General features: G+C 56.2%; 19 protein-coding genes. 6 read left to right on the top strand and 13 right to left on the bottom strand.

Annotation, left to right across the window (positions count from 1 at the left end; translation table 11 throughout):
* The first annotated feature begins 79 nt into the window (after nucleotides 1-79).
* Together AC2FH9_RS07125 and AC2FH9_RS07120 are read left to right on the top strand one after the other, a co-directional pair.
* Nucleotides 80-1,051: an ATP-grasp domain-containing protein gene (locus tag AC2FH9_RS07125; RefSeq protein WP_496705131.1), complete on the top strand. Its 972-nt coding sequence runs from the start codon at nucleotides 80-82 to the stop codon at nucleotides 1,049-1,051.
* Nucleotides 1,051-1,707, top strand: a complete 657-nt coding sequence (locus tag AC2FH9_RS07120; RefSeq protein WP_496871157.1) for an HAD family hydrolase — start codon at nucleotides 1,051-1,053, stop codon at nucleotides 1,705-1,707. The genes AC2FH9_RS07125 and AC2FH9_RS07120 overlap by 1 nt, the downstream gene beginning before the upstream one ends.
* Here the strand turns inward: AC2FH9_RS07120 and AC2FH9_RS07115 are convergent.
* The 10 genes from AC2FH9_RS07115 to AC2FH9_RS07070 form a co-directional block, all read right to left on the bottom strand.
* On the bottom strand, nucleotides 1,682-2,800 hold the full coding sequence (locus AC2FH9_RS07115) for a glycosyltransferase family 4 protein (RefSeq protein WP_496871156.1): 1,119 nt from the start codon (nucleotides 2,798-2,800) through the stop codon (nucleotides 1,682-1,684). The two genes, AC2FH9_RS07120 and AC2FH9_RS07115, sit on opposite strands and share 26 nt — an antisense overlap.
* 3 nt (nucleotides 2,801-2,803) lie before the next feature.
* On the bottom strand, nucleotides 2,804-3,823 hold the full coding sequence (locus AC2FH9_RS07110; RefSeq protein WP_185956666.1) for a glycosyltransferase family 2 protein: 1,020 nt from the start codon (nucleotides 3,821-3,823) through the stop codon (nucleotides 2,804-2,806).
* The gene (locus AC2FH9_RS07105; RefSeq protein WP_496871155.1) at nucleotides 3,784-4,731 is read right to left on the bottom strand and encodes an NAD-dependent epimerase/dehydratase family protein; all 948 of its coding nucleotides are present in this window, start codon (nucleotides 4,729-4,731) and stop codon (nucleotides 3,784-3,786) included. Before AC2FH9_RS07105 ends, AC2FH9_RS07110 begins: the two co-directional genes overlap by 40 nt.
* Nucleotides 4,732-4,741: 10 nt before the next feature.
* Nucleotides 4,742-5,986, bottom strand: coding sequence for a class I SAM-dependent methyltransferase (locus tag AC2FH9_RS07100; protein ID WP_496709020.1), 1,245 nt, complete (start codon nucleotides 5,984-5,986; stop codon nucleotides 4,742-4,744).
* Nucleotides 5,986-7,188, bottom strand: a complete 1,203-nt coding sequence (locus AC2FH9_RS07095; protein WP_142636227.1) for a DegT/DnrJ/EryC1/StrS family aminotransferase — start codon at nucleotides 7,186-7,188, stop codon at nucleotides 5,986-5,988. The genes AC2FH9_RS07100 and AC2FH9_RS07095 overlap by 1 nt, the downstream gene beginning before the upstream one ends.
* 24 nt (nucleotides 7,189-7,212) lie before the next feature.
* Nucleotides 7,213-8,346: a CDP-glucose 4,6-dehydratase gene (gene rfbG / locus AC2FH9_RS07090; RefSeq protein WP_496871154.1), complete on the bottom strand. Its 1,134-nt coding sequence runs from the start codon at nucleotides 8,344-8,346 to the stop codon at nucleotides 7,213-7,215.
* Nucleotides 8,347-8,354: 8 nt separating this feature from the next.
* A complete protein-coding gene (gene rfbF, locus AC2FH9_RS07085; RefSeq protein WP_142636222.1) occupies nucleotides 8,355-9,164 on the bottom strand; it encodes a glucose-1-phosphate cytidylyltransferase in 810 nt (269 codons plus the stop codon).
* A 96-nt stretch (nucleotides 9,165-9,260) separates the two neighbouring features.
* Entirely contained in the window at nucleotides 9,261-10,895 is a 1,635-nt protein-coding gene (locus AC2FH9_RS07080; RefSeq protein ID WP_496871153.1) for a glycosyltransferase family protein, read from the bottom strand.
* Nucleotide 10,896: 1 nt separating this feature from the next.
* Nucleotides 10,897-11,319, bottom strand: a complete 423-nt coding sequence (locus tag AC2FH9_RS07075) for a GtrA family protein (RefSeq protein ID WP_496693742.1) — start codon at nucleotides 11,317-11,319, stop codon at nucleotides 10,897-10,899.
* 83 nt (nucleotides 11,320-11,402) lie between these two features.
* A complete protein-coding gene (locus tag AC2FH9_RS07070; RefSeq protein WP_496871152.1) occupies nucleotides 11,403-13,337 on the bottom strand; it encodes a polysaccharide biosynthesis protein in 1,935 nt (644 codons plus the stop codon).
* A 1,020-nt stretch (nucleotides 13,338-14,357) separates the two neighbouring features.
* On the opposite strand from AC2FH9_RS07070, the gene AC2FH9_RS07065 reads away from it, so the two are divergent.
* Genes AC2FH9_RS07065 through AC2FH9_RS07055 form a run of 3 tightly spaced genes read left to right on the top strand, consistent with a single transcriptional unit; the run spans nucleotide 14,358 to nucleotide 16,566 of the window.
* Nucleotides 14,358-14,963 carry a sugar transferase gene (locus AC2FH9_RS07065; protein WP_496697059.1) on the top strand — a complete coding sequence of 202 codons (606 nt, stop codon included), beginning with the start codon at nucleotides 14,358-14,360 and terminating at the stop codon, nucleotides 14,961-14,963.
* Nucleotides 14,960-15,874 carry a methionyl-tRNA formyltransferase gene (locus AC2FH9_RS07060; protein ID WP_496871151.1) on the top strand — a complete coding sequence of 305 codons (915 nt, stop codon included), beginning with the start codon at nucleotides 14,960-14,962 and terminating at the stop codon, nucleotides 15,872-15,874. The genes AC2FH9_RS07065 and AC2FH9_RS07060 overlap by 4 nt, the downstream gene beginning before the upstream one ends.
* Nucleotides 15,871-16,566 (top strand): PIG-L deacetylase family protein, encoded by a 696-nt coding sequence (locus AC2FH9_RS07055; RefSeq protein WP_496871150.1) that lies wholly within the window; start codon nucleotides 15,871-15,873, stop codon nucleotides 16,564-16,566. Before AC2FH9_RS07060 ends, AC2FH9_RS07055 begins: the two co-directional genes overlap by 4 nt.
* Nucleotides 16,567-16,596: 30 nt before the next feature.
* Here the strand turns inward: AC2FH9_RS07055 and asnB are convergent, their stop codons facing one another.
* The 3 genes from asnB to AC2FH9_RS07040 form a co-directional block, all read right to left on the bottom strand.
* On the bottom strand, nucleotides 16,597-18,546 hold the full coding sequence (gene asnB, locus AC2FH9_RS07050; protein WP_496871149.1) for an asparagine synthase (glutamine-hydrolyzing): 1,950 nt from the start codon (nucleotides 18,544-18,546) through the stop codon (nucleotides 16,597-16,599).
* Between the two features lie 3 nt (nucleotides 18,547-18,549).
* Nucleotides 18,550-19,674 carry a glycosyltransferase gene (locus AC2FH9_RS07045; RefSeq protein ID WP_496749780.1) on the bottom strand — a complete coding sequence of 375 codons (1,125 nt, stop codon included), beginning with the start codon at nucleotides 19,672-19,674 and terminating at the stop codon, nucleotides 18,550-18,552.
* Nucleotides 19,675-19,755: 81 nt separating this feature from the next.
* Nucleotides 19,756-20,919 carry a DegT/DnrJ/EryC1/StrS family aminotransferase gene (locus AC2FH9_RS07040; protein WP_496705147.1) on the bottom strand — a complete coding sequence of 388 codons (1,164 nt, stop codon included), beginning with the start codon at nucleotides 20,917-20,919 and terminating at the stop codon, nucleotides 19,756-19,758.
* 424 nt (nucleotides 20,920-21,343) lie between these two features.
* Here AC2FH9_RS07040 and AC2FH9_RS07035 point away from each other — a divergent pair, with 424 nt between their 5' ends.
* Entirely contained in the window at nucleotides 21,344-22,576 is a 1,233-nt protein-coding gene (locus tag AC2FH9_RS07035) for a glycosyltransferase family 4 protein (protein ID WP_496749778.1), read from the top strand.
* Nucleotides 22,577-22,578: the final 2 nt, after the last annotated feature.

Here is a 22,578-nt window from a genome sequence, read left to right as displayed (position 1 = left end):
ACCCCTACCCCGTTCACAGGGCAAGACACCCTGTGCTAGGTTAAGCACGTATAATTGTTTATGAATTGGTGAGTTTCCGATGGCGCGAAAATGTCTGGCAATCCTGATTACGTCGGCGGGTCGCCGTGTTGGCCTGCTGCAATGCTTCAGGGCGGCTGCGGATCGTCTGGATATAGATCTGACCATCATCGCCTGCGACCTGAACCCAGATGAAAGCGCGGCTTGCGCGCTTGCCGATCACGCCGCCGCCGTGCCGCGATGTGACAGCCCCGACTATGCAACCTCGATCCTCGAGATTGTGCGTCAACACGGAGTCAGCTTGGTGATCCCCACAATCGACCCGGAACTGATGCCCCTGGCACAGGCCGCGCCCGCCTTTGCCAATCTGGGCGCGCGAGTCCATGTCTCGCCAGTGAACGTGATCGAGGTTGTCCGGGACAAGCGCCTGACAATCCAGAAACTGTCCGAAGCCGGGGTTCCAGTTCCGCGCACATTGGATCATCAGGAATTGCTAGAGCGGCCACAAGACATCAGTTGGCCCATCTTTGCAAAGCCAAGTGGCGGCAGTGCAAGCCGGGGGCTGGATGTATTCGAAACCCTCGCTGATGTCCCCTCTGAATTCCCCGAACCGATGATCTTTCAGGACAAGCTGAACGGACCGGAATACACAATCAACATGTTTGTAGATGCCTCGGGTCAGCTCTGCACGGTGATCCCGCATCTGCGCATTCAAATTCGCGCCGGTGAGGTTGAAAAGGGTGAAACCAGGCGACGCAATGATCTGCAAACCATCGCCGAAGGCATTGCACAGGCCCTGCCCGATCTGCGCGGTGTCGCCTGTTTTCAGATCATCGATGACCCAGAACATGGCCCCGCAGTGCTTGAGATCAATGCGCGTTTCGGGGGTGGCTACCCTCTGGCCGATCATGCGGGCGCACAGTTCGCACAGTGGCTTTTGGAAGAGGTCGCCGAATTACCGTCAACCGCTCATAACAACTGGCGCGATGGTGTGAAAATGATGCGATATGACAGTGCGGTGTATCAGGGCTGATGCTGGTATTTGATCTGGACGACACCCTGTATCTGGAGCGAGGTTTTGCCTTTAGCGGCTATAACTGGCTGAACGGTTGGGTCCACGAAAAAACCGGCGTTGAAGGGTTCGGACAACAGTGTCAGGCCGCGTACAATGCGGGGGAAAGACGACGCATATTCAATGTGGCTTGCGCGCAGACCGGCCTTGATGCGACCGATGCTTTCATACAGGACCTGATCACCAAATACCGGTCACACCCGCCCCTCATTTCGCTGTGCGAAGACGCCGAGCGGTTTTTGACAAACGCAGATCAGCCAATGGGGTTGATCACCGACGGGCCCGAAAAGATGCAGCGCAACAAGATCGCCGCGCTGGATCTGGACCGCTTTATTGCGCATATCCGCCCGACCGGCGCCTGGCCGGATGGCTACGGGAAACCGCATCCCCGCGCCTATGAAGAGATGGAGTTGATCGCGAAAAAACCCCGCAAAATGGTCTATGTCGCGGACAACCCGGCCAAGGATTTTATCACTCCGAATGCAAGGGGTTGGCGGACCGTTCAAATCCTCCGACCCGGGGCTGTGCATGATCCGATTCCACCCAGTTCTGAGCATGCCGCATATGCGACAATCACCAGCTTTGACCAGCTTACAGAAGTTCTGTCAGACCTTTAGCCGTGCCGGCTTTGGCAGACACTCCGATTTGCACATTGGCAATTAAAGAATCCCAGTCGGACAGGATTTGCTGCGGCTCCAGCCATTCCCTGTTATGGCGTGCATTCTGACGCATTTTATGCAGCAAGGCATCATCCTTTGACAGGCTGACAATCGCCTTGGTCAGACCGGCAACATCCTCGGCCGGAACAAGCAATCCGTTTCCTCTGTCGCGGATCAATTCCCGTGGCCCATAGGCGCAATCGAACGATATGACCGGCAGACCTGTGACCGTGGCTTCGGCAACCACGTTCGGAAACCCTTCAAAGCGGGAGGGGAATACCAGAATATCCGCGTCTTGCATCCAGTCTCCGGGTTTTGGGCTGGCGCCGGGCAATGACACGATATCCGACAAATTCGCCGTCGATATCTGCTGTTCCAAGGCGCCGCGCTCGGGGCCCTCGCCAAAGATCGTCAACCGGATGTCTGGGTTGTTGCGCAGCACTTCGGGCATTGCCCGCAGCAGCATATCGAACCCCTTTTGACGATCCAAACGCCCGACAGCCACAAGCCGGGTCTGTCCGGACCCGATGTGAATCCCCCCCAGCGGAGCACATGGATTGGGGATTACACTGGCCTTTGGGATCAGGTCCGCAGGCAAATCCAAACGCGCACGTTCGGTCTGCATGACAATTCCGGACGCCCCCCGCGCAAGCCTGTTCACCGCTTTCAGCCACATGGGATTTCCGCTTTGGACCAGTGGATTGTTCCGCTCGGAAATTACAACCGGCACCCCGGTTCCACGCGCGGCCAACATGGTCAGCACATTCACCTTGGTCAGAAACGAGATGATCAGATCGGGACGCACAGCCCGGATGATCTTGCGAATATGCAAGTAGCGCCGTGCCTGCGTCAGTCGCCGCGAAATCTTTAGCGGCTGAATCATGTGCAAATGCGCGCACTCAGGATAGGCGAAATAGGAACCAGAATCCTCTGTCGCCATCCCGGCGACGTGAACCTCATCCCCGGCCGAGATCCGATGCGCGGCGATCATTGCGGCGATCTTTTCCGCACCGCCTGCTCCGAACCCAGCTTGCACCAATAACAGTTTCATTTTTCACTCAGCGGCGCTTTTTACACGATCAGCTTGCTGTACCAGATCCAGAGTTTCTGGACGGTTCAACTCTTGTTCGACAATGGGCCGGTTCAGGTCTTTGGACTGAAGGAAAATCCGCCCAATATATTCGCCCATTATTCCCAGGAACATCGCATTCAAGGTCATCGACAGCAGCAACAGGATGGTGGTCGTGGCAAAACCGCCCGGCCAGTTCTGGCCAAAGAACAGCTTGCCGATCACATATCCGATCATCAGCAAAAACGTCCCTGTGCCAACCGTCAGACTGATCATCGAGGCAAGGCGCAAGGGCAGAAGCGAGTGGTTGATCAACCCGTCGACAGCAAGCGACAGCATGGCCCGAAACGGAAATTTCGACTCGCCAGCGGTGCGCGCATTGCGATCATATTCAAAGCCGATCTGGCGGAAACCCATCCCACTGATTAACCCGCGAACATAAGGAGAGCGATCATCGACCCGGCGCAGCTCGTCCAGAATACGCCGGTCAGTCAGCCGAAACTCGCCCGCATTTCTCGGCAAATCATCATTGCTGATCATGTCGATCAACGCATAAAAGCCGCGCCGCGCGGCAGCGACGATGGGGCCGTCCGGCAGGCTACGGCGAATGCCGTAAACCACGTGATATCCCTGCCGCCAGGTATCCAGCATCTGCGGGATCAGCTCGGGCGGGTCCTGCATGTCGCAATCCAGTTGGATCGAACAGGCCCCGTTTGCGGATCGATAGGCCGTCAGAACTGATGACTGATATCCCATATTGCGGGCAAACCGGATAACCCGGACACGGGGATCAGCAGCAGCAATATCCGACAGGATTTCAAATGTACGATCCGTGGAATGGTTGTCAGTGAAAATGATCTCGGGCTCATAAGAGGGCAGATCGTCAAACACCTTGGTCACACGTTCATAGGCCGTGCGAACGTTATCTTCTTCGTTCAAAGCGGGGATCAGGATTGAAACCAAAGTCACGCGTTCATCTCCGCTTGTTGTGACTGTTTTGTCCATTGAACCGTCCTTTCAAGGCCTTCACGCAAAGCGATTTTTGCCGACCAGCCATAACGTTCCGCCATCTGTGAAGGATCCGAAACCAACAATATCGGGTCATCCTTCGGCGGCGCAGAAGAAACCATATCAGGAGCTGCTCCGGTCAACACCTGCAACTCTCCTGCGACCGCGGCCATATCCGGAGCATCGCCAGTGACAACATTAATGACCGACCCCGCCTTGTCCGGTGCGTCAGCAATCAGAAGCAGCGCTTCGACTATGTCGTCAATATGTATCAGATCACGCCGATCATGTGGACGATGAAGGAAAACCGGGGCTTTCCGCAACAGGCGGCCAATGGCATGGGGTATGAAGAAATCTTCTGACTGTCCGGGACCATAGGTCAGCGCCAACCGAGCCGTAACAGCCTTGAACGGCAGCCGGGGCTGAGCCATTTCAATATAGTGCGTTCCGGCCACCAGAGAGGCGCCATAGGAATTTCGCGGGTTCTCTCGCGAAGTTTCGACATAGGGCAGCTTGATATCACCATATTCCGCAATGGATCCGGTGCGCACAAACGCATTGGGCGGCTGATCACAGATGGCCAAAGCCGACAGGATCGCAACCAGCGTCGAGAGATTTTGCAAAATACTGGCATTCAGATCTGCCAGGTCATCAGTCTCGGCAAATTTTGTCTGCGCGGCGGTGTGCAGAACTACCTGGGGTCGGAACGCATTCGCGACGCGTTTGATCGCGGCAACATCCGAATAACCATCAGTGAAAACGCGGATTCCCGAAACACCTTGCAAACGGTCCAGAGAGGAATCCGGCCGCGTAAGCACAGCGACCTCATCGCCCCGGGCCAAACAGGCCCGAGCCAGATGAGAGCCGATGAATCCGCTGGCTCCGGTGATCAGTACGCGCGTCATTGTTTTCCCTTCAGGGAATAACTACTGGCATTGGCAAAGGCACGATGAACTTGCCGCCAGCGGCTTCGAAATCAGCCATCTGCTCGCGGATTTCGTCAAAGAAGTTCCAGGCCAAAACCAACAGGTAATCAGGTTTGCGTTCCATGACCGCTTCGGGTGCCAGAACAGGAATAAGCTTGCCGGGCGAATACAGGCCCTGCTTTAACGTGTTCCGATCAACCAGAAAATCCAGCGTTTCCGTGCCGATATCAAAATAGTTCAGCAACGTGTTGCCCTTGGCGGGCGCGCCGTAGCCAGCGATCGTTTTACCCGATGCCTTGAGGTCGGCCAGCATGGAAACAAGGCTGTCCTGCATCACGTGAACACGCTCGGCAAAAGCTTCGTAAGCCTCTTTGTTGGTCATACCCGCGGCATCTTCGTCAGCCAGCATATCAGCAACAATCGGCGCCGGGGTTTTGTTCAGCGCGGCGGGTTGCATGAACACGCGCATCGAACCGCCATGAACCGGCAGTTTTGTGACATCCACTACATCGAGCCCAACGGACTGGCCCAGTTTGACGACGGACAGAAGGCTCAGTTCAGAGACATGTTCGTGATAAACATTGTCGAACTCGTTGGTCTCGAGGATCATCTTGCCCCAAGGCACTTCGATGATGAAGACGCCGTCATCTGTCAACAGGTCCAGAACACCTTCGGTAAAGCCGTGCAGATCGTCTATATGGTTGAAGGTATTGGTCGTCGTGATGACGCTGGCCGGCCCTTCGGTTTCACGAATCTGCTGCGCGGTGGCGCGGTTGAAAAAGTCGACATGGACCCGGACGCCCCGTTCACCTGCGATCTTGGCAAGGTTGGCCGCCGGGTCGATGCCCAATGTGCGCCCGCCCTGATCGTTGGCATGGGACAGCATCAGCCCGTCATTACAACCGATATCAATGATCAGCCCACCTTGCGCACGCTCTACCGCGACCGAGGCGAGTTCGGCGAAATGTGTATGCATTGTTGCCGCACCGGACGGGACATAAAGATAGTCCGTAAAGAAATCAGCAGGCACCTGATCTGCAACCTGGATCAAGCCACAATCCAGACAGGCCTGAGTATTCAGCGGGAAAGCCGGTTGCGGAACATCCTTTTGCTCGGGCCGTGCGAACATATTGGCGGGCGGGTGATCGCCCATCGGCAGCACAAGCATAAGGTTGGTAGACCGGCAGGTCCGGCAGGTCGTGCGAACAGACGTATTGATGCTTTGATCGTTCATCAGACCAGTGCTCCTTGGAATTTCAATGCAAATTCTTCAAATTTTGCATGCATATAATCGATTTGCGCTTGTATCAGACCATGGTGACAAGCCAGCAGGATACCCCCGCGCATAACCGCATCGGAATTGGGATAGCCCGCGGGATCTGCTCGGTATTCTACTTGCTTCATGGCAGGCTGACGCAGAATGTTTCCGGTAAAGACGGGCCGAGTTTGAATGTCCGAAGTCTCAAGGAAAATCTGCATCTCGCGCCGTGTGAATGGGGCACCTTCGCGCAATGTCAGCGGGAAGGCCAGCCAACCGGTGCGCGAGTTCGGCAGTTGTTCAGGCAGGATGAACCAGTCTTCATAGCGGGCAAAAAAGGCGCGATGAGCAGCGAAGGCTTCTTCGCGCACGCGGATGTTGTTGTCCAGTTTGCTCAGCTGCACCAACCCGAATGCCGCGCTGATTTCCGAAGGTTCAACGTTATAGCCAAGATCCTCGAACAGAAATTTGGCATCATACTCGATCCCGTCCAGTTTGACGTTGAACCGGTTCTCGATGGCCTCGGATTCCACAAACAGCGAGGACGACCGCCCCCAGGACCTCAGCAAAAGCGCCTTGCGGCCAAGCTCTTCGTCATTCACGCACAACATGCCGCCATTCCCGGCGCCATTGATGACGTGGCTGCCGTAAAAGCTGGTGGTAGAGACGTCGGAATAGACGCCCGTGCTTGTACCGTCGATGGTCGCGCCCAGCGTGTCGGCGCTGTCTTCAATCACCTTCAGGCCATGCGCATCGGCCAGCTCGCGGATACGGCGCCAATCTGGCAGGTTTCCGATAAGTGACGGAATCATGACAGCAGATGTATTTGGCGTGATCATGCGTTCGATCGCGTCTACGTCGATATTATAGGTCCCGACCGCGGCATCCACAAAGGTCGGGATCAGGCCCTGACGGACAAGCGGAGCAACCGTCGTGGCAAAAGTCAGGGCCGGAGTGATAACTTCGCTGCCCTTTGGCAAGTCCAGAATCTCGACCGCGAGGTAGTTCGCCGATGACCCCGAGTTCACCATGATGCCGTGGCGTTTGGAAAACAAAGCAGCCACTTTTTCCTGCATCTCGCGCACTTTGGGGCCCATCTGGGTGGACGTTTTCAGAACTTCGACAACCGCGTCGATCTCTTCCTGGCCATGCACGGTTTGACCGTAATTCACTCGCATTATTCTTTTCTCCTCAATAACCCGCTATTGCGCGGCGACCGGAGCCCGGTCGAAATCCCGTGAAGACATCAGGTCACTGTAGAACCCGATCTGATTGTTTGTGATCCCACCCATCTCCGCACCGGCGGCATGGGCCTTGTACCAGTCTACTGTCAGGCGAACGGCTTCGGGCAATGTCAGTTGCGGATGCCAACCCAATCCCGTTTGCGCCTTAGTGCTGTCCAGTCGAAGAATACCTGCCTCATGCGGCGCGGCAGATGTCTGTTCAGCAGACGCCATCGAAAACTGTGGAGCTCCGTCGCCCCAGGCATCCTGCATCAAGGTTGCCAACTGCCGGACATCCACCGTCCCCGACACATCAGGGCCAAAATTCCAGGCGCCAGCAAAGCTTTGCCCATCCCGATACATTCGCGCGGCCAAGGCCAGATAGCCCGACAGCGGTTCAAGAACATGCTGCCAGGGGCGCACGCTGAGCGGGTTGCGGATAACCACCGGTTCGCCCGCCTCGGATGCGCGGATCACGTCGGGGATAAGCCGATCTTCGCCCCAGTCGCCCCCTCCGAACACATTCCCGGCCCGGACTGTTGCAAGTTGCGGCCCATCCGCTGATGAAAAGAAGGAATGACCATAAGATTGCGCCACTAGCTCGGTACAGCCCTTCGAGGCGCTATATGGGTCCCTGCCGCCCATCGGATCGTTTTCGCGATAACCCCAGGTCCATTCCTTGTTGTCGTAACATTTGTCACTGGTGACAACGACCACCGCCTTCAGTGAGCGCATCCCCAAAGCGGCATCCAGAACATGGGCCGTTCCAGATACATTGGTCGCAAAGGTTTCGGCAGGATCCCTATAGGACCGGCGAACCAAAGGCTGTGCAGCCATGTGGAACACGATTTCAGTGTCCACCCCTGACAGTGTATCCAGCACCGCCTGACGATTGCGGATATCCGCAATCCGGCTGTCGGTCAGCCCGTCAACAGAACAGGCATCAAAGAATGAATGCCCCTGTTCGGGAGGCAATGACAAGCCTGTCACCTCTGCCCCCAGACGCCTCAGCCATGCACAAATCCACCCGCCCTTGAATCCGGTATGCCCGGTCACAAGAACACGGCGGCCGGAAAAAACGCCATCAAACTGAGAATTGACCTGCCCGCTCACGGTTCACCTCATATCGCCAGAGCTGGGTAGCTCTTGCCCGAACCTTCGTTGAAATTAAGCCAGGGCGGCGTTTCACCTTCGCACAGACCGTCCAGGGTATTCCTGTCGCGCAGGGTATCCATCGGGTGCCAAAACCCATCATGGCGATAGGCCATCAACTCTCCGTCGCGGGCCATCTGGGTCAGCGGGGTCTGTTCCAGCGGCTCATTGTCATCAACCATATAGTCCAAGACGCCCGGCTCGAAGACGAAGAAGCCGCCATTGATCCAGGTTTCGCGATTGCGGACCTTTTCGGTGAAGGCGTCAACCCTGTCGCCCTTGAGCTCGATGTTACCAAACCGCGCCGGGGGCTGAACCGCAGTTACGGTCGCCAGCTTGCCGTGTGATTTGTGGAAATCAATCAGTGCATTGATGTCGATATTTCCCACGCCGTCCGAATAGGTGCACATGAACGGCTCATCAGGAGTCAGCCAATCCTTGAGCCGACGGATACGACCACTGGTCATAGTATGCGCACCGGTGTCGACCACTGACACATTCCACCCGCCCGGAGCAGAAGGGACCAGTTGCAATTCCCCAGTGTCCAGCGATACCGATATATTGTTGGCGATCAGGTGATAATTGGCAAAGAACTGCTTCAGCAGCAATGCTTTGTACCCGGCAGCCACAACAAAATCACGATGCCCGAAATGGCTGTAGATATCCATCACGCGTGCGATGATCGGACGCCCGCCCACTTCAACCATGGGCTTGGGAATGGAAACCGTTTCTTCGGCCAGACGCGAGCCTAGTCCACCAGCCAGAAGTACCGTTTTCATTGTCTATCCTTCCTTTATTCGATCAATAGAATTGATGGTCATGTGAATGGGCCCGCCCAGGAAAAATATAGGCAGGTTGAGTCGCGCAGGCACTGGTCATTGTTCAGCCCCTGCAGCTTTCAAGTATACCACACCTTGGCCGTAGCGGTTGTTCAGACCTGATAATTCGACCGGGCGGTAGTTGTTTGCCCGCGCATAGCTCAACAATGGGGCTTCCAGAACGGAATCGTATCCAAGCAGGAAAGCCGAAGGCGGGTTAACTTCAAACAGAGCCGGTAAGTCTTCGGCGCCTGCCATCACGTATTTGCCGGCAAGTTCCGGGTCCGTGAAGGGTGCAATTCGGTAAGCGAATGGCCCCGTTGCAAATTCTGGATAAACGCTCAGGCCCGCCTCAAGCGGATAGATCGGCAGCAAAGTCGCGACCGGACCATCAGGCAGTGCACTGCCTGCCACCGCATCCCGAAGGACAGCACCGGAACCGGCAAAACGGGCCGAGGTGAACTTCGAAGGCTCTGTCAGCGAGACCAGGCCCATCCCGATACGCGGGAGTCCCAGGATGACCATCAAGACAATACCTGCCGCAAGCACAGGCACTGCCTCGTGCCGCCGTGGCGGGTCAAGCCGACGAAACAGAACCGCGAGCAGCAGAGGCAGACAGACCAGAGGCTGGATATAATATTGCGGAAAACCGGGCGTTGGGACAAAAGCCATTGAGGCAGTCAGGATAATGATCGCCAGAACAACACCACCATGCCGCAGTTGCGAGGGCTGCATTTCGTCGACACGCGCACCACCACGCAGGATAATCCAAAGCACGGACAGAATGGCCATAACCATCACCAGGCCCACTCCGGCCACCCATGCCGAATGGGCCAGCATCAACTTGCCCGACAATCTCAGGGCCAGCCCCGGTTCTGTTGCGGCGTTGGCCTCCCAATAGGCGACATGTGGTCCGGTGTGAAACCCCAAGACATGCGCCAGAAAGACGCCCGGATCAGCGAGCAGGAAGGCAAACAGGGGCAAGGCCCCGATCAGCCCTCCGATCAGCAGCGGCAGGACCACGGCTTTCAGTCGTCGTGCCATCGAAACATCCGCAGGCAACAAGAATGCGGCAAGAGCAATCGGCGGAATAAACAGTACCGCACTGACCTTCATCCCCGCCGCAATAGACAATGCGACGCCCGATAGGACCAGCGTCAAAAATCGCGGCGTGGGCTTTGACGTCTCGATCAAAAACAGGCCAAGCCCGATGACCGCAAATGGCAGTGGCAACAGATTGTTGGTTGCGGCCATACCGGCACCGGTCAGAAACAGCTCGCATGTCACAATGCCGATAATTGAAAAGACAGCGAGAACCGGTGATCCCGACAAGCGCAGCGTTACCCAGCCAGTCGCCGCGATCAATCCAAGCCAGGCCAGAAACAGGCCGATCCGAGCGGACCCCAACAGGCCGAACTCATCGAACAGAATGCCGGACCCAAGGTAATACCACGCCGAATAAGGGACGTGATTGTAGAAGAAGTCCGAATAAAGCTCCCACTCTCCGAGCAAACGCGCCGGAGGGACGAACATCAGCTCATCCCGGCGCAGATCATAGGTCATCAGGCGGCCGAACAAACCGGCAATCAGCAACACAAGCCCCAGACCAGCGGTCACGATCCCAAGCATAGCACCCATGCGCGTACTTGACGGGGTGGTGCCCTTAAAGCTTGATATTCTCGCATCGCTCATCTCAGCCCCTCCGATCCATCGCCTGACCCCGGCCAAGCGCACGCGAAATCATGAGGTAAGACAATATGACAACGGGCCCCAATGCGACCGCCTGTGCCAGATAGGGATCAAGCCCAACCTGCATCAAACCGCGCAAAAGCAGCGCATTCACAAAATACAGCACGACATAAGACATCGCATATAGCGGGAAACGGCGGTATCCCTGCACGCCAAAGACAAACCGGGCGTGGATACAAAAATTCCAGATCACACCCAAAATAAACTGAAGCAGAAGCGCAAGCTGCGGATGCATGCCCGCAAAAATCAAAAGGGCAAACACGCTATAGCCAAACGCCGTGTTGATCAGGCCGGCCCAGATAAACCGTACCACCTGCGCACGTTCCTCTGACGGCGCAAAAGCCGAGCGTATATTAAGCCTCGCCATCAAATGTTGGCCCTTTCGGCGGAAATATTAAACACAGAAACCAAATTCGGCAAAATAACCGACACCAGAAAAACAATGCTAAATCAGCTGCCAGCGGGCAGCAGTTCCGGGTTTTCTCCTTCAGACTGACTGACCGCATTTGCTGCGTTTGTGCCAGCGCTTTTGAAAATGGGCTTGGATGAAAATTCCGAGATCGGAACCGGACGCAGGCCATTTGCACCATACCCAGGCACGAGCTCTTTCAGCAGGCGCTTGGCTGCCAGTTCGTCACCTTCTGCCGCAGCCTGTTCCAGTTTCCGGATCATGGCGCGCAGGCGGGCGACGGGAATGCCCTCGGGCCGCGCGGATCCGACGCCCGGAATGCCACATTCGTGGCGCTTCTCAGACGCATCAAACAATTCCTCGAACAGCTTTTCGCCTGGACGAATTCCAATGAATTCGATGTCGATATCCTCATAAGGCTTTAGCCCGGCAAGGCGGATCATCCGTTCGGCCAAATCCACGATCTTGACCGGCCGACCCATATCCAGAACGAAAATCTCTCCGTGGCTGCTTTCCATTTTCAACCCGCTTGCGGCCGCAACCAGAGTCAGTTGCACGGCCTCACGGATGGTCATGAAGTACCGTTCCATCCGGGGATCAGTCACGGTCAGCGGACCACCGTTCGAGATTTGACGTTGAAACAGCGGGATCAGCGAGCCCGACGACCCCAGAACATTGCCAAACCGCACCGAGAAGAACCGGGTTTCTTCCTCGGTTCCGTTGGTTACACGGTCCTGCGCCTGAACGTAGAACTCAGCAACGCGCTTGGTTGCACCCATCACATTGGTGGTGTTTACAGCCTTGTCCGTGGAAACCTGTACCATCGCGATGGCACCATAGTTCCGGGCCGCATCCGCGACGTTACGGGTTCCGATCACATTGGTCAAAACGCCCTCGCAGGGATTCATCTCAACCATCGGAACATGCTTCAGGGCGGCGGCATTGAATACCAGCTCGGGGCGATGACGTTCAAAGATGTCATTCACACGCGACGCATTGCGAATGCTTGCGATATACATCCGCCGGGGAACATCTGGAAAGTTCTGCGACAAATCCATGTCGATGGAATAGGCGTTGAACTCGCAATGGTCGATCATCACCAGTTCCGCCGGATCGAAAGAGGCTATCTGACGTGCCAGTTCGCTACCGATCGAACCACCGGCACCGGTCACCAATACGCGGCGCCCACGGAACATCTCGCGCAACATCGAGCGTTCGACAGCTTTTTGTGGCCGCTCGAGAATTTCTTCCGGGTTGATAATACAGCCATTGGCCGCATCCGGGCCTTCTTCCCCAAGACCCGGCACGCGTGAGACAGCGATACCGTTGGATTCACACCAGCTGGTCAGCTTGCGGATGCCGTCACTTTCAAAATGCGTGATCGGTTCGGTCAGGAACAAGCGTCTGGGCAAATGATCCCAGGCTTTAAGTCGCTCGACCACGCGATCGGCATCCAGAAGAGATCCGATAATCTGAACATCGTGGAAATACAGCCCCATGGTATTGCGCGCATCGTCAATAATGCCCACCGGCTGATACTTGGAATGCGTATTCCGCAAAGACCTGACAAACAGATCACAACTTGCACCTGTACCAACCAAAAGCACCGGAACTTTGTCCTGATGTTCGGCCATCAACCGCGCATTCTGGCGATTCAGCTCACGGCTACGGGCAACTACACGCAGGGCACTGAGCAGAAGGATCATCAAGCCAAGCTGAATAATGAAGGCAGCGAAGGGTACAGCCTTGGTCACTTCGAAAACTGCACTGGCAGCCATGAGGCACAGGACCAACATTGTCGATCCCCGCAGGATCAGACGAATGTCTCGCAATGACGTCGAGCGTGTGTGGCGCCGGTACATGCCCGCAAGCGGGAAAACCGCCAGTCCAATCAGGCTGGACAAGAGCATCAGCGGGAACATGGCTGGCGCCATCTGTTGCGCTACCGTTCCACCATTCGCAAGATTGATTGCCACTACGGCTGAGAAAGACGAAGCAACAATGTCTCCAAAGACTAATCGATGATTGGCACGCAACTCACTAACAATCTGCGTTTGCCAGCAATGAAAACCCGAAACCATTTACCTCACCCCTTTATCTCATCACCGGCTCAATTCCGGTCGAGAATTACTCGTACATCGTTACCCAACAGGATCCTGCAGCATCAAAACATTGCCACAGCTCCCAACTGATCACTCACAGACCGCTTGCAGCTGTCCTATATAAACCAAAGGCTCGCGATCAGATGATCAACCGAAAGCCTTGTACCCGTATCTTTGTTTTGCCCCCTTCACTTGAGCTTGTCTCAATCGCCCAAGTTGAACACACTCACTTCACTCGTTAATAATAATAATTCGCGCAAGTAACAAAATTGTTCCTCTGGTTCGCCGGTTAGCGCAATTTCTTCAATCTCCTTCAACGCTAACATACGTTTCCGCGCCCTCAAAAGTAATTTCTTCACACTTCATTAACGAATTGCAGCGTTTTCAGAAGTACTCTTTGACTGATATTTTGCTGAGGGTTGCAGAATTTCCTCCCTGTTTCGGCTGACTTGAGCGCCGATTGACCTAGCGTAAACAAGAGAAATGCTAATCTCACGGGGAAAATTACAGTCATTTTCTCAATCCGATGAAATCTTCGGGGGCCGCTGTCCGGGTCTCAATATTGCCCAATCGATCCACAATAAGCCCCTATCGGGGCATTGTGAACCAAGACGCAACAAAGATGACAACTCCTTTCGGCCAATCCTCTAATGAGTCGCAGGCCGGTTTTCCTGACAAAGGCTTTGTGAACTTGGCGCATGCTTGGAAAAATTTCCGCATAGTCAGGGTGTCGGTCAGCTCTGCCGCTTGAATCGAGAATCGATTTGGGATCAACTCAGCCCAGACTTCGTATCAGTGCGCCGGAACTTGGATCCCGCCAGCAGGATGATCCGGAGAGATGTTGGTTCTTGGTTTGATATTCGTAGTTTTCAGCTACAGTTCTTGGGTTTGAATATGAACAGATTTCTCGAAATACTGTGTTGCCTGATCGCGGGCACGATCGCGCTGCCCTTTTTTCTGGCGGGTTGTGTGATTGTGCTGTTTTCGGTCGGGCGACCTTTGTTTTTTGGCCAACGGCGGGCAGGCTGCAACGGGCGCGTCTTTCGCATCTGGAAGCTGAGAACAATGTCCAACACACGCGATCAAAGCGGGGCTTTGCTGCCAGATTCGGAACGTCAGACAAAAACCACCAAGCTTCTGCGCCGCGTAAGGCTGGATGAGATGCCCCAGCTTGTGATCATCTTGCGCGGAGATATGGCCCTTGTTGGCCCCCGTCCCCTGCTTCCCGAAACCATCGAAGAGTTTGGAGACAATGGGCGGGTGCGCTGCACGGTTCGGCCCGGCCTGACAGGTTGGGCTCAGGTCAGCGGCAATACCGCGCTTTCAAATGACGAGAAGCTAAAGCTGGATCTATGGTATGTCGCGCACCGGTCACTGTCGCTTGATCTGAAGATATTGTTCGAAACCATCATGGTAGCCTTGGCCGGAGAGCATAAACGCCCTGACCGAATTCAGGCCGCAGACAACTGGCTGGACAGCCGAAAGGAGACACCTGCATGAAGACGGTATTTGTGGGGGCGGTCGAAGGATCGCATGTCGCCTTATCCGCCATATGTGCCCGAGGGTTTGTACCGGATTTGGTGGTGACACTACCGCCGGACTTGTCCCACCGGCACTCTGATTTTGCAGATCTCAAACCCACTGCAGATCGGTATGATATTCCTGTCCACTATACGGCCAAAAGTGACTCGGCCGGAACAATCAAAACCATTCAAGCCGTAAAACCTGATCTGATACTGGTCATCGGGTGGTCTCAGATATGCGGGCCGGAATTTCGGGCCCAGGCAAAGATCGGATGCGTCGGGTTTCACCCATCCGCTCTGCCCCGTCTGCGCGGACGCGGTGTGATCCCCTGGACTGTCATATTGGGCGAAACCGATGTAGGCGCGTCATTGTTCTGGCTTGGCGAAGGGGCCGATGACGGCCCGATTGCGGCGCAAGCTCGATATGCGGTCGATCCCGACACGGTAACAGCGCGCGAGCTGTATGACCGGGCGCTTCAGGCCCTGACGCAGCTGCTGCCTCAGCTTTTGACACAAATCTCCGAAGGTGACATACCGGCGGCGCCGCAACCGGAAACCGGGATCAGCCTTTGTGCGCGGCGGCGGCCCGAGGACGGCTTGATCGACTGGACCAGACCGGCGGCAGAGATTAACCGGTTGATACGCGCAGCCGGGCCGCCCTATCCCGGCGCTTTCACCTACACTTCCTCCGGTGAGAAGTTGGTCCTGCTGGGTGTACAGAACACCGCCCTGCAGGGCTACTATATCGGCCTGCCTGGTCAGATACAGGCCATCGAAGGAAACCGGTTTACGGTCGCCTGTGGGGATGGGAAATGTCTGGACATCACACACTGGACAGGCACGGATGCGCCGCTCGAACAGCACTCAAAGCTCAGGAATTCCGAATGACATCACTGACACCTTTTGACGGACAGGACGGACCGGTACTTGTGGTTGCTCCGCACCCGGATGATGAAGTCCTTGGGGCTGGCGGCACCATCGCACGACTGGCAGATGCAGGTCGCACAGTCCATATCGCGATTGTCACAACGGGTCGGTCGCCCCGGTTCAGCACGGAACAGATCGCCAATGTACAGGCCGAAGCCAGGGCCGCACATGAGCATCTTGGTGTGACGCATACGCATTGGTTGGATTTCCCTGCCGCTGAACTGGCTGAGCACCCCCATGGTGACCTGAACGCAGGTCTGGGAACACTGATCCGCGATCTCGACCCAAGTGTCATCCTGGCGCCGCATCCCGGCGACATCCATCTGGACCACCAGTTGAGTTTCCTTTCGACTTTGGTGGCAAGCCGACCTTATCAGGACAAATACCCGACGACGATCGCGGCCTATGAGACGCTTTCCGAGACAAATTGGAACGCGCCATATCTGACGCCGCCGTTCGTGCCGAACATGTTTGTGGACATTTCGGATACATTGGAGCGTAAACTGGAAGCCTTCCAGTTATTTGCAAGCCAGGTCAAACAGCCCCCGCACGAGCGTTCGGTTCAGAGCTTGAAAGCGTTGGCAACTTTGCGTGGCGCGACAGTTCACCGGGCCGCGGCTGAGGGCTTTGTCTTGGTCAGGTCGGTTATCTGACTGACTGATCGCAAAATCGCCAAGCTGCGATCAGCGCATCCACGCTTCGGACCATAGTTGGAACATAAAGACCGTCCACAGCTGAGCACCCCAGTTGCGTTTGCCTGATTGGTGCTCGGACCAGCATTTTTCCAACGCTGCCTTGTCCACGAAACCCTCAAGCCCGTTCCCATCCAGAAGAATGCTGGAAACACGGGACTTTAGGGGCCCGCGCAGCCAAGCGTTGAGTGGGATACCGAACCCGCGCTTTGGCCGGTCGTACAGCGATTGCGGAACCCGCTTTTTCAGAAGCTCCCGCAACGCCACCTTGCCAACCTTCCCGTCGCACCGAAGCGATGCCGAAGAGCGCCAGGCGGCGGTGACAACGCGGTAGTCCAACAACGGCGCGCGCATCTCAAGGCCCACCGACATCGAAGTGCGGTCGGCCTTCACCAGAATATCATCCGGCAAATAATAGAGCGAATCCAACAACATCATGCTGTCCAACTGGCTCAACCCTGCGGGCAAATCATGCGTTCCGATCTCATTGCCCAGCGGGATGCCGGACTTTCCAAGCATACCGGAGGACCAGATCGAAAACTGGGCCTGATAGCGGCACTGGAACTCTCGCCCCTGCAGAACCGGCGCCAGCTTGGCCAGACGATCCGCGCTCAGATCGTCACGCATGCTGCTTGGGGCGAATGGCTTGAGGACAGGCACCAGAGCGCTCAGCACCGATTGCGGCGTCTGCGACAGCGCCTGAATCGCCAGGTCAGGCATCTTGCCCTTCAGGCGTTCAAAAGCCTGCATCCGAACATAGCGAGCATAGCCACCAAACGACTCGTCACCGCCGTCGCCGGACATGACGACCTTAAGCTGCTGGCGCGCCAGTTGCGAAACCAGCAGGGTTGGTAGTTGCGACGGGTCGGCGAAGGGTTCGTCAAACACTTGCGGCAAGCCTTCGATGGCTTGAAACGCCATTTCCGGCGTCGCCGTCACCTCGTGGTAATCCGTCCCAAGATATTCGGCGATGGCCTTTGCATGGTCGGCTTCGTTGGTGTCTTCGTCATCGAAACGCACGGTAAAGCTGGGCACTTTTCTGTTCGACTGCTCTTGCATCATCGCGGTGATCAGCGACGAGTCGACACCTCCGGACAGAAATGTCCCAACCGGCACATCCGCAACCATCCGTTCGCCCACCGCGCGCAGCAGTTCGGATTCGATTTCAGCTATTGCTGTTTCATCGTCGGGATATGGGTTTGCGCGCGCCTCGGTGACTACCGCCTCGATATCCCAAAACCGCTCGATCCCTTGCAGAAGCGCATCCAACGAGGCCGGTGGGGTGTCAAGTTTGATCTCGACCATAGAGCCCGCAGGTAGTTTCAGGACATTTGGGTAAATCGTGCGCGGGGCAGGAATATATCCCAACCGAAGAAACGATCCTAAGGCTGCGCGGTCCACCTCTGCCGGTCCAAATTCCGGATGCGCGCGCAGTGACTTCAATTCGGACCCAAACAGAACGGTTTTCCCGGCCAGGCCCAGATAGAGAGGTTTTTTGCCAATCCGGTCGCGCGCCAGTGTCACGCTCTGGGTTTTCCGGTCAAACACGGCAATGGCAAACATCCCGTGGACGCGGTCCAGTGTCTTGCGGATACCCCAAAGCTGCATCGCCGCCAGCAAAACTTCGGTATCGGATGTGCCCCTGAAGCTTATGCCCAGATCCTGCAATTCCTGACGCAATTCCAGATAGCCATAGATCTCACCATTGAACACAATGGTGAACCGGCCATCGGCGGAATCCATCGGCTGTACCCCAGTTTCCGACAGATCAATAATGGCCAGACGCAGATGCCCCAGGGCCACACCCTGATCTGGGTCCACAAACAACCCGGTTCCATCCGGGCCACGGTGTTCAATCGATTGACACATCCTGCCAAGGACGGATGAGGCCTGAGACCGATCAACGTTGCCAAAGTTGATAAATCCGGTGATGCCACACATCGCTCAGATCCCCTTCTGTTCTGGCTGAGAGGCAATCTTTTCGGGATCAAGACTGCCGCTCTCCAAAATGTTCCGATACTGCGCGGCAACGCGGTCAAGCTGGTAGGTATTGGCCACAATCGCCCGGGCTTTTTCTCTTTTTTCCAGATACTCCGGGGCCGACCAATTTGCGGCATGGACCAAAGCGTCTGCCAGCAATTCCGCGTTGCGGGGCGGTACGATCAATCCGCAGTCGCGAATGATCACCGCCGCATCACCCACATCCGTCGACACAACGGGGTGGCCATAGCTCATCGCTTCGACAATGACATTCGGAAACCCTTCGGTTCGGGATGAAAGCACCAACGCATCAATCCGTTTGTAGAATGCAGCCATATCATGCAGGTCGCCGCACAGCTCTACATTGTCCGCAGTCAGGTTATTGCGCGCCAGCAATGATTGTACTTCGGAGTTTTCAGGCGACATATTCTCTCCGGCCGCGATGATGCGCAGATCGGGGACTGACCGCAGCGCCAGGGACAGAGCCTGGAAAAGGGTTTCGTGATCCTTCTGTGGATGAAACCGCGCCGCAATCCCGAAAACCCTGGGCGGGTCGCTCCGCACCACAGAGGCTTGAGGCATGATCAGACCGTTCGGAATGACGCAAGACCGCGCAGCAGCAAACCCGTTCTTCGCGTGCTGATCCAATGCGCGTTGCGAATTATAGATGATCCCCGCGCACCTGCCCGACAAACGCCGACACAGGTCCACCGCAATCCGTGTGCTGCGCGTGAATGAGCTGGTATCGTCCAAAGCCTGCCGCACCGTCCAGTAAATTGGCACCTTTCGACCTGATATCCAGCTGGCAATCAGCCCGATGACCATCGCATGGTACATCCAGCACAGAACTGCCTGCGGTTTATACTGACGGATAAGACGCGATATCTGCAATATCGCGCGGGGCATGGACGACAGTGATCTGGCATTCAATCCGATCAGAACGGCGTTTGGATTTGCACATTGGCTTTTGATCCTGTCCGAAACCTCCGTCAGCGACACCACCAATACCCGATCCCCGGATTTGGCAACCAGCCGCGCCAGCATCGCCTGGGCCCCGCCCTGACCGGAAAAATCGGTGATGACATGCATGATCATCGGTTCAACACCCGAAACTGACAAACCGGGCCGGAACCTTTAGACACACGACCTGGATGCGGCGGTGTGAACTGGCTATGCACGCGCCCGATCTCCGATTTCGCGCACAAGTTCGGCCAGGCCGGCGACGTCTTGATGCGACCAGGTCGGATCGACCAGAAATGCCAGGCTGGTTTCTCCAAGCTCTTTCGCCACCGGCAAGGGATCACCCGGGCCGATGCCAAGGCGGGCGAACATCTCTTCTCTGTATATCTCGGAACAACTGCCCGAGAACGCAGGGAAACCCGCCTCTGAAATCTCGGCGATGATGCGATCGCGGCTCCAATCCGAGGCCAGAGCCTCGGGCCTCACAAACGCATAGAACCGGTAATAGGCATGTGTCAGTTCGGCAGGCGGCACGGGAACCCGAAACGCAGCGCAACCGGAAAGAGCCTGCGCCAGAATCTCGGCGTTTTTGGCTCTATGGGCGCGCCAACCGTCCAGTTTCGCCAGCTGAATGCGCCCGATGGCGGCGGACAGCCCGGTCATCCGCAGATTGGTGCCCGGCTGACCACTATGCAGCCATCGAAACCCCGGAGGGTGGCTTTTGTTGAACACCTGATCATAGCTTTTGCCGTGATCCTTATAGCTCCAGACCCTGGACCACAGTTCATCATCATCGGTGATCAGCATGCCGCCTTCACCGCCGGTTGTGATGATTTTATCCTGACAGAAAGAATACGAGCCGCAGGTACCAAAGGTTCCCACGTGCTGGTCACCGATCATGGCACCATGCGCCTGCGCACAGTCCTCGATCACCCAGAGGTCCCGACTGCGCGCCAGATCCATGAGACCCGCCATATCCGATGGCCACCCGGCCAGATGGACTGCGATAATCCCCACGGTTCTGTCGGTCAGAACCGGTGCAATCGTTTCTGCGGTGATATTCTGGCTCTCGCGATCCACATCTGCAAATACCGGCTTGCCACCGGCCAGAAGGATCGAACTGGCAGACGCGATAAAGCTACGCGGTGTGACGATAACCTCGTCTCCGGGTCGGATGTTCAACGCCAGCAGCGCGGCGTCCAGAGTGACCGTGCCATTTGCCATGGCGATCGCATGCTGCGCGCCGGTATAGGCGCTGTATTCACGTTCGAACTCTTTGACATCGGGGCCGGTCCAGGCATTCACGCAACCGGATCTTAGCACTGCGCTGACAGCATCAATTTCATCTTCTTCGAAGAATGGCCATTTGGGCATCAGCTGTTTCCCTTCAGATAAGCGGCCAGAGGATAGCCGAGGGAAGATGGGCCAAGCCTATTATTGCTCAAATTTAGACAGCAGGATTTCCGGATCATTTCTTTACCTCACGCCAAACCATCCGAGGAGGTCAGGCAAACTCAACAATTAACAAATTTTTGGCGGCCAGCGCCTGAATTGGAAACAAACTCCGCAGTTTCGGAAATATCTTTTTGTGCCGCGGCAGGCGAAACCTGACCTGAATCGATTGCTTATGCAAGGTTCCAGGTCACTTAACAGCGTGATTTTTCAACAATCAGGCCGCAGACAGTCAGAGGTGAAAAATAGGCAACAATCGGCTTTGGTGACAGCCCCGTTGACAGCTTCGGCGACATGGATCAGCATCGTCTCAACCTTGGTTTTTAAAGTTTGAAATGTTTCTTTGATGAGTGATTTTCCCAACACCGCTTCCGGTGCCCAGGCCGTACCTGCCGAACGTGGTTCGACAACTGGCGGACGCCCAAAAGTTCTGTTTGTCGGCAATCTTACGACCTCTTTGACCAATTTTCGTTATGACCTGCTGAAAGAGCTTGCGGAACGCGCAGACGTACTTGCTTGCGCACCGGAAAACGATGCGGCCACCGAAGCAGCCCTAGCCGAGATCGGCGTGACATTTCGGCAAATCCCTATGGCGCGCGCGGGGTTAAATCCATTTCAGGATCTGTCCACCCTGTTCACACTGATCGGGATCTGCCGGGAAATACGGCCCGATATCGTCTTTGCCTATACGATGAAGCCGATCATCTTCAGCGGCCTTGCGGCGCGGTTGACCGGCGTTCGGCGGCGGTTCGCGATGTGTACCGGGTTAGGTTATGTATTTGCGGATGCCGAACTGACCCTGCGCCGAAAAGTGCTGAGAGCGGTGGCGACAGGCCTTTACCGGTTCGGATTGAAAGGTGCCGACGAAGTTCTGGTTTACAACTCGGTCGACGCCGAGGAGTTTCGCAGCAGACGTTTGCTGGCACCTCAGGCCGCGCTGTCGATTGTGCCCGGTTCCGGTGTCAATCTCGCCAGATACGCAAAATCCCATCAGCCTACGGATCCACCCGTGTTCCTGATGATCGCACGTTTGCTGCGTGACAAGGGCGTGTTCGAATATGCCGAGGCCGCCCGGCAGCTTAGGGAACAATTCCCCGATGTTCGCTGTCAGCTTTTGGGCCCGCTGGACGACAATCCAGACTCGGTCAACGCACAGCAGCTCGAAGAATGGGGCCGGCAGGGGCATATCGAGTATCTGGGCGAGACCAAGGATGTTCGGCCTTTTCTCAAGGAATGTTCGGTTTTCGTATTGCCCACCGTCTATCGCGAGGGCATCCCCCGCGCCATTCTTGAGGCGATGTCGACCGGGCGCGCCGTCATTACGACCGATGCCCCGGGATGTGCCGATGCGGTCGGCGACGGGGAAAACGGTTTCATCGTCCCCAAACGCAACCCCGAAGGGCTGGCGGATGCGATGAGAAAATTCGTTGAAGACCGGAGCCTAATCGAATCCATGGGTCAGGCCGCGCGGGCGCGTGCCGAGCAAGAGTTTGACGTCGCGCGGATCAACACGATCCTGCTGCGGAAAATGGGGCTGATCGACAGTGATACCACCCTGCCCTCCACTGCCACGGACTGATC

It is taken from the genome of Ruegeria sp. CDSC081 (assembly GCF_059610485.1).
The sequence above is the reverse complement of the archived record's forward strand: the minus strand, read 5'-3'. Positions and strand labels throughout refer to the sequence as shown.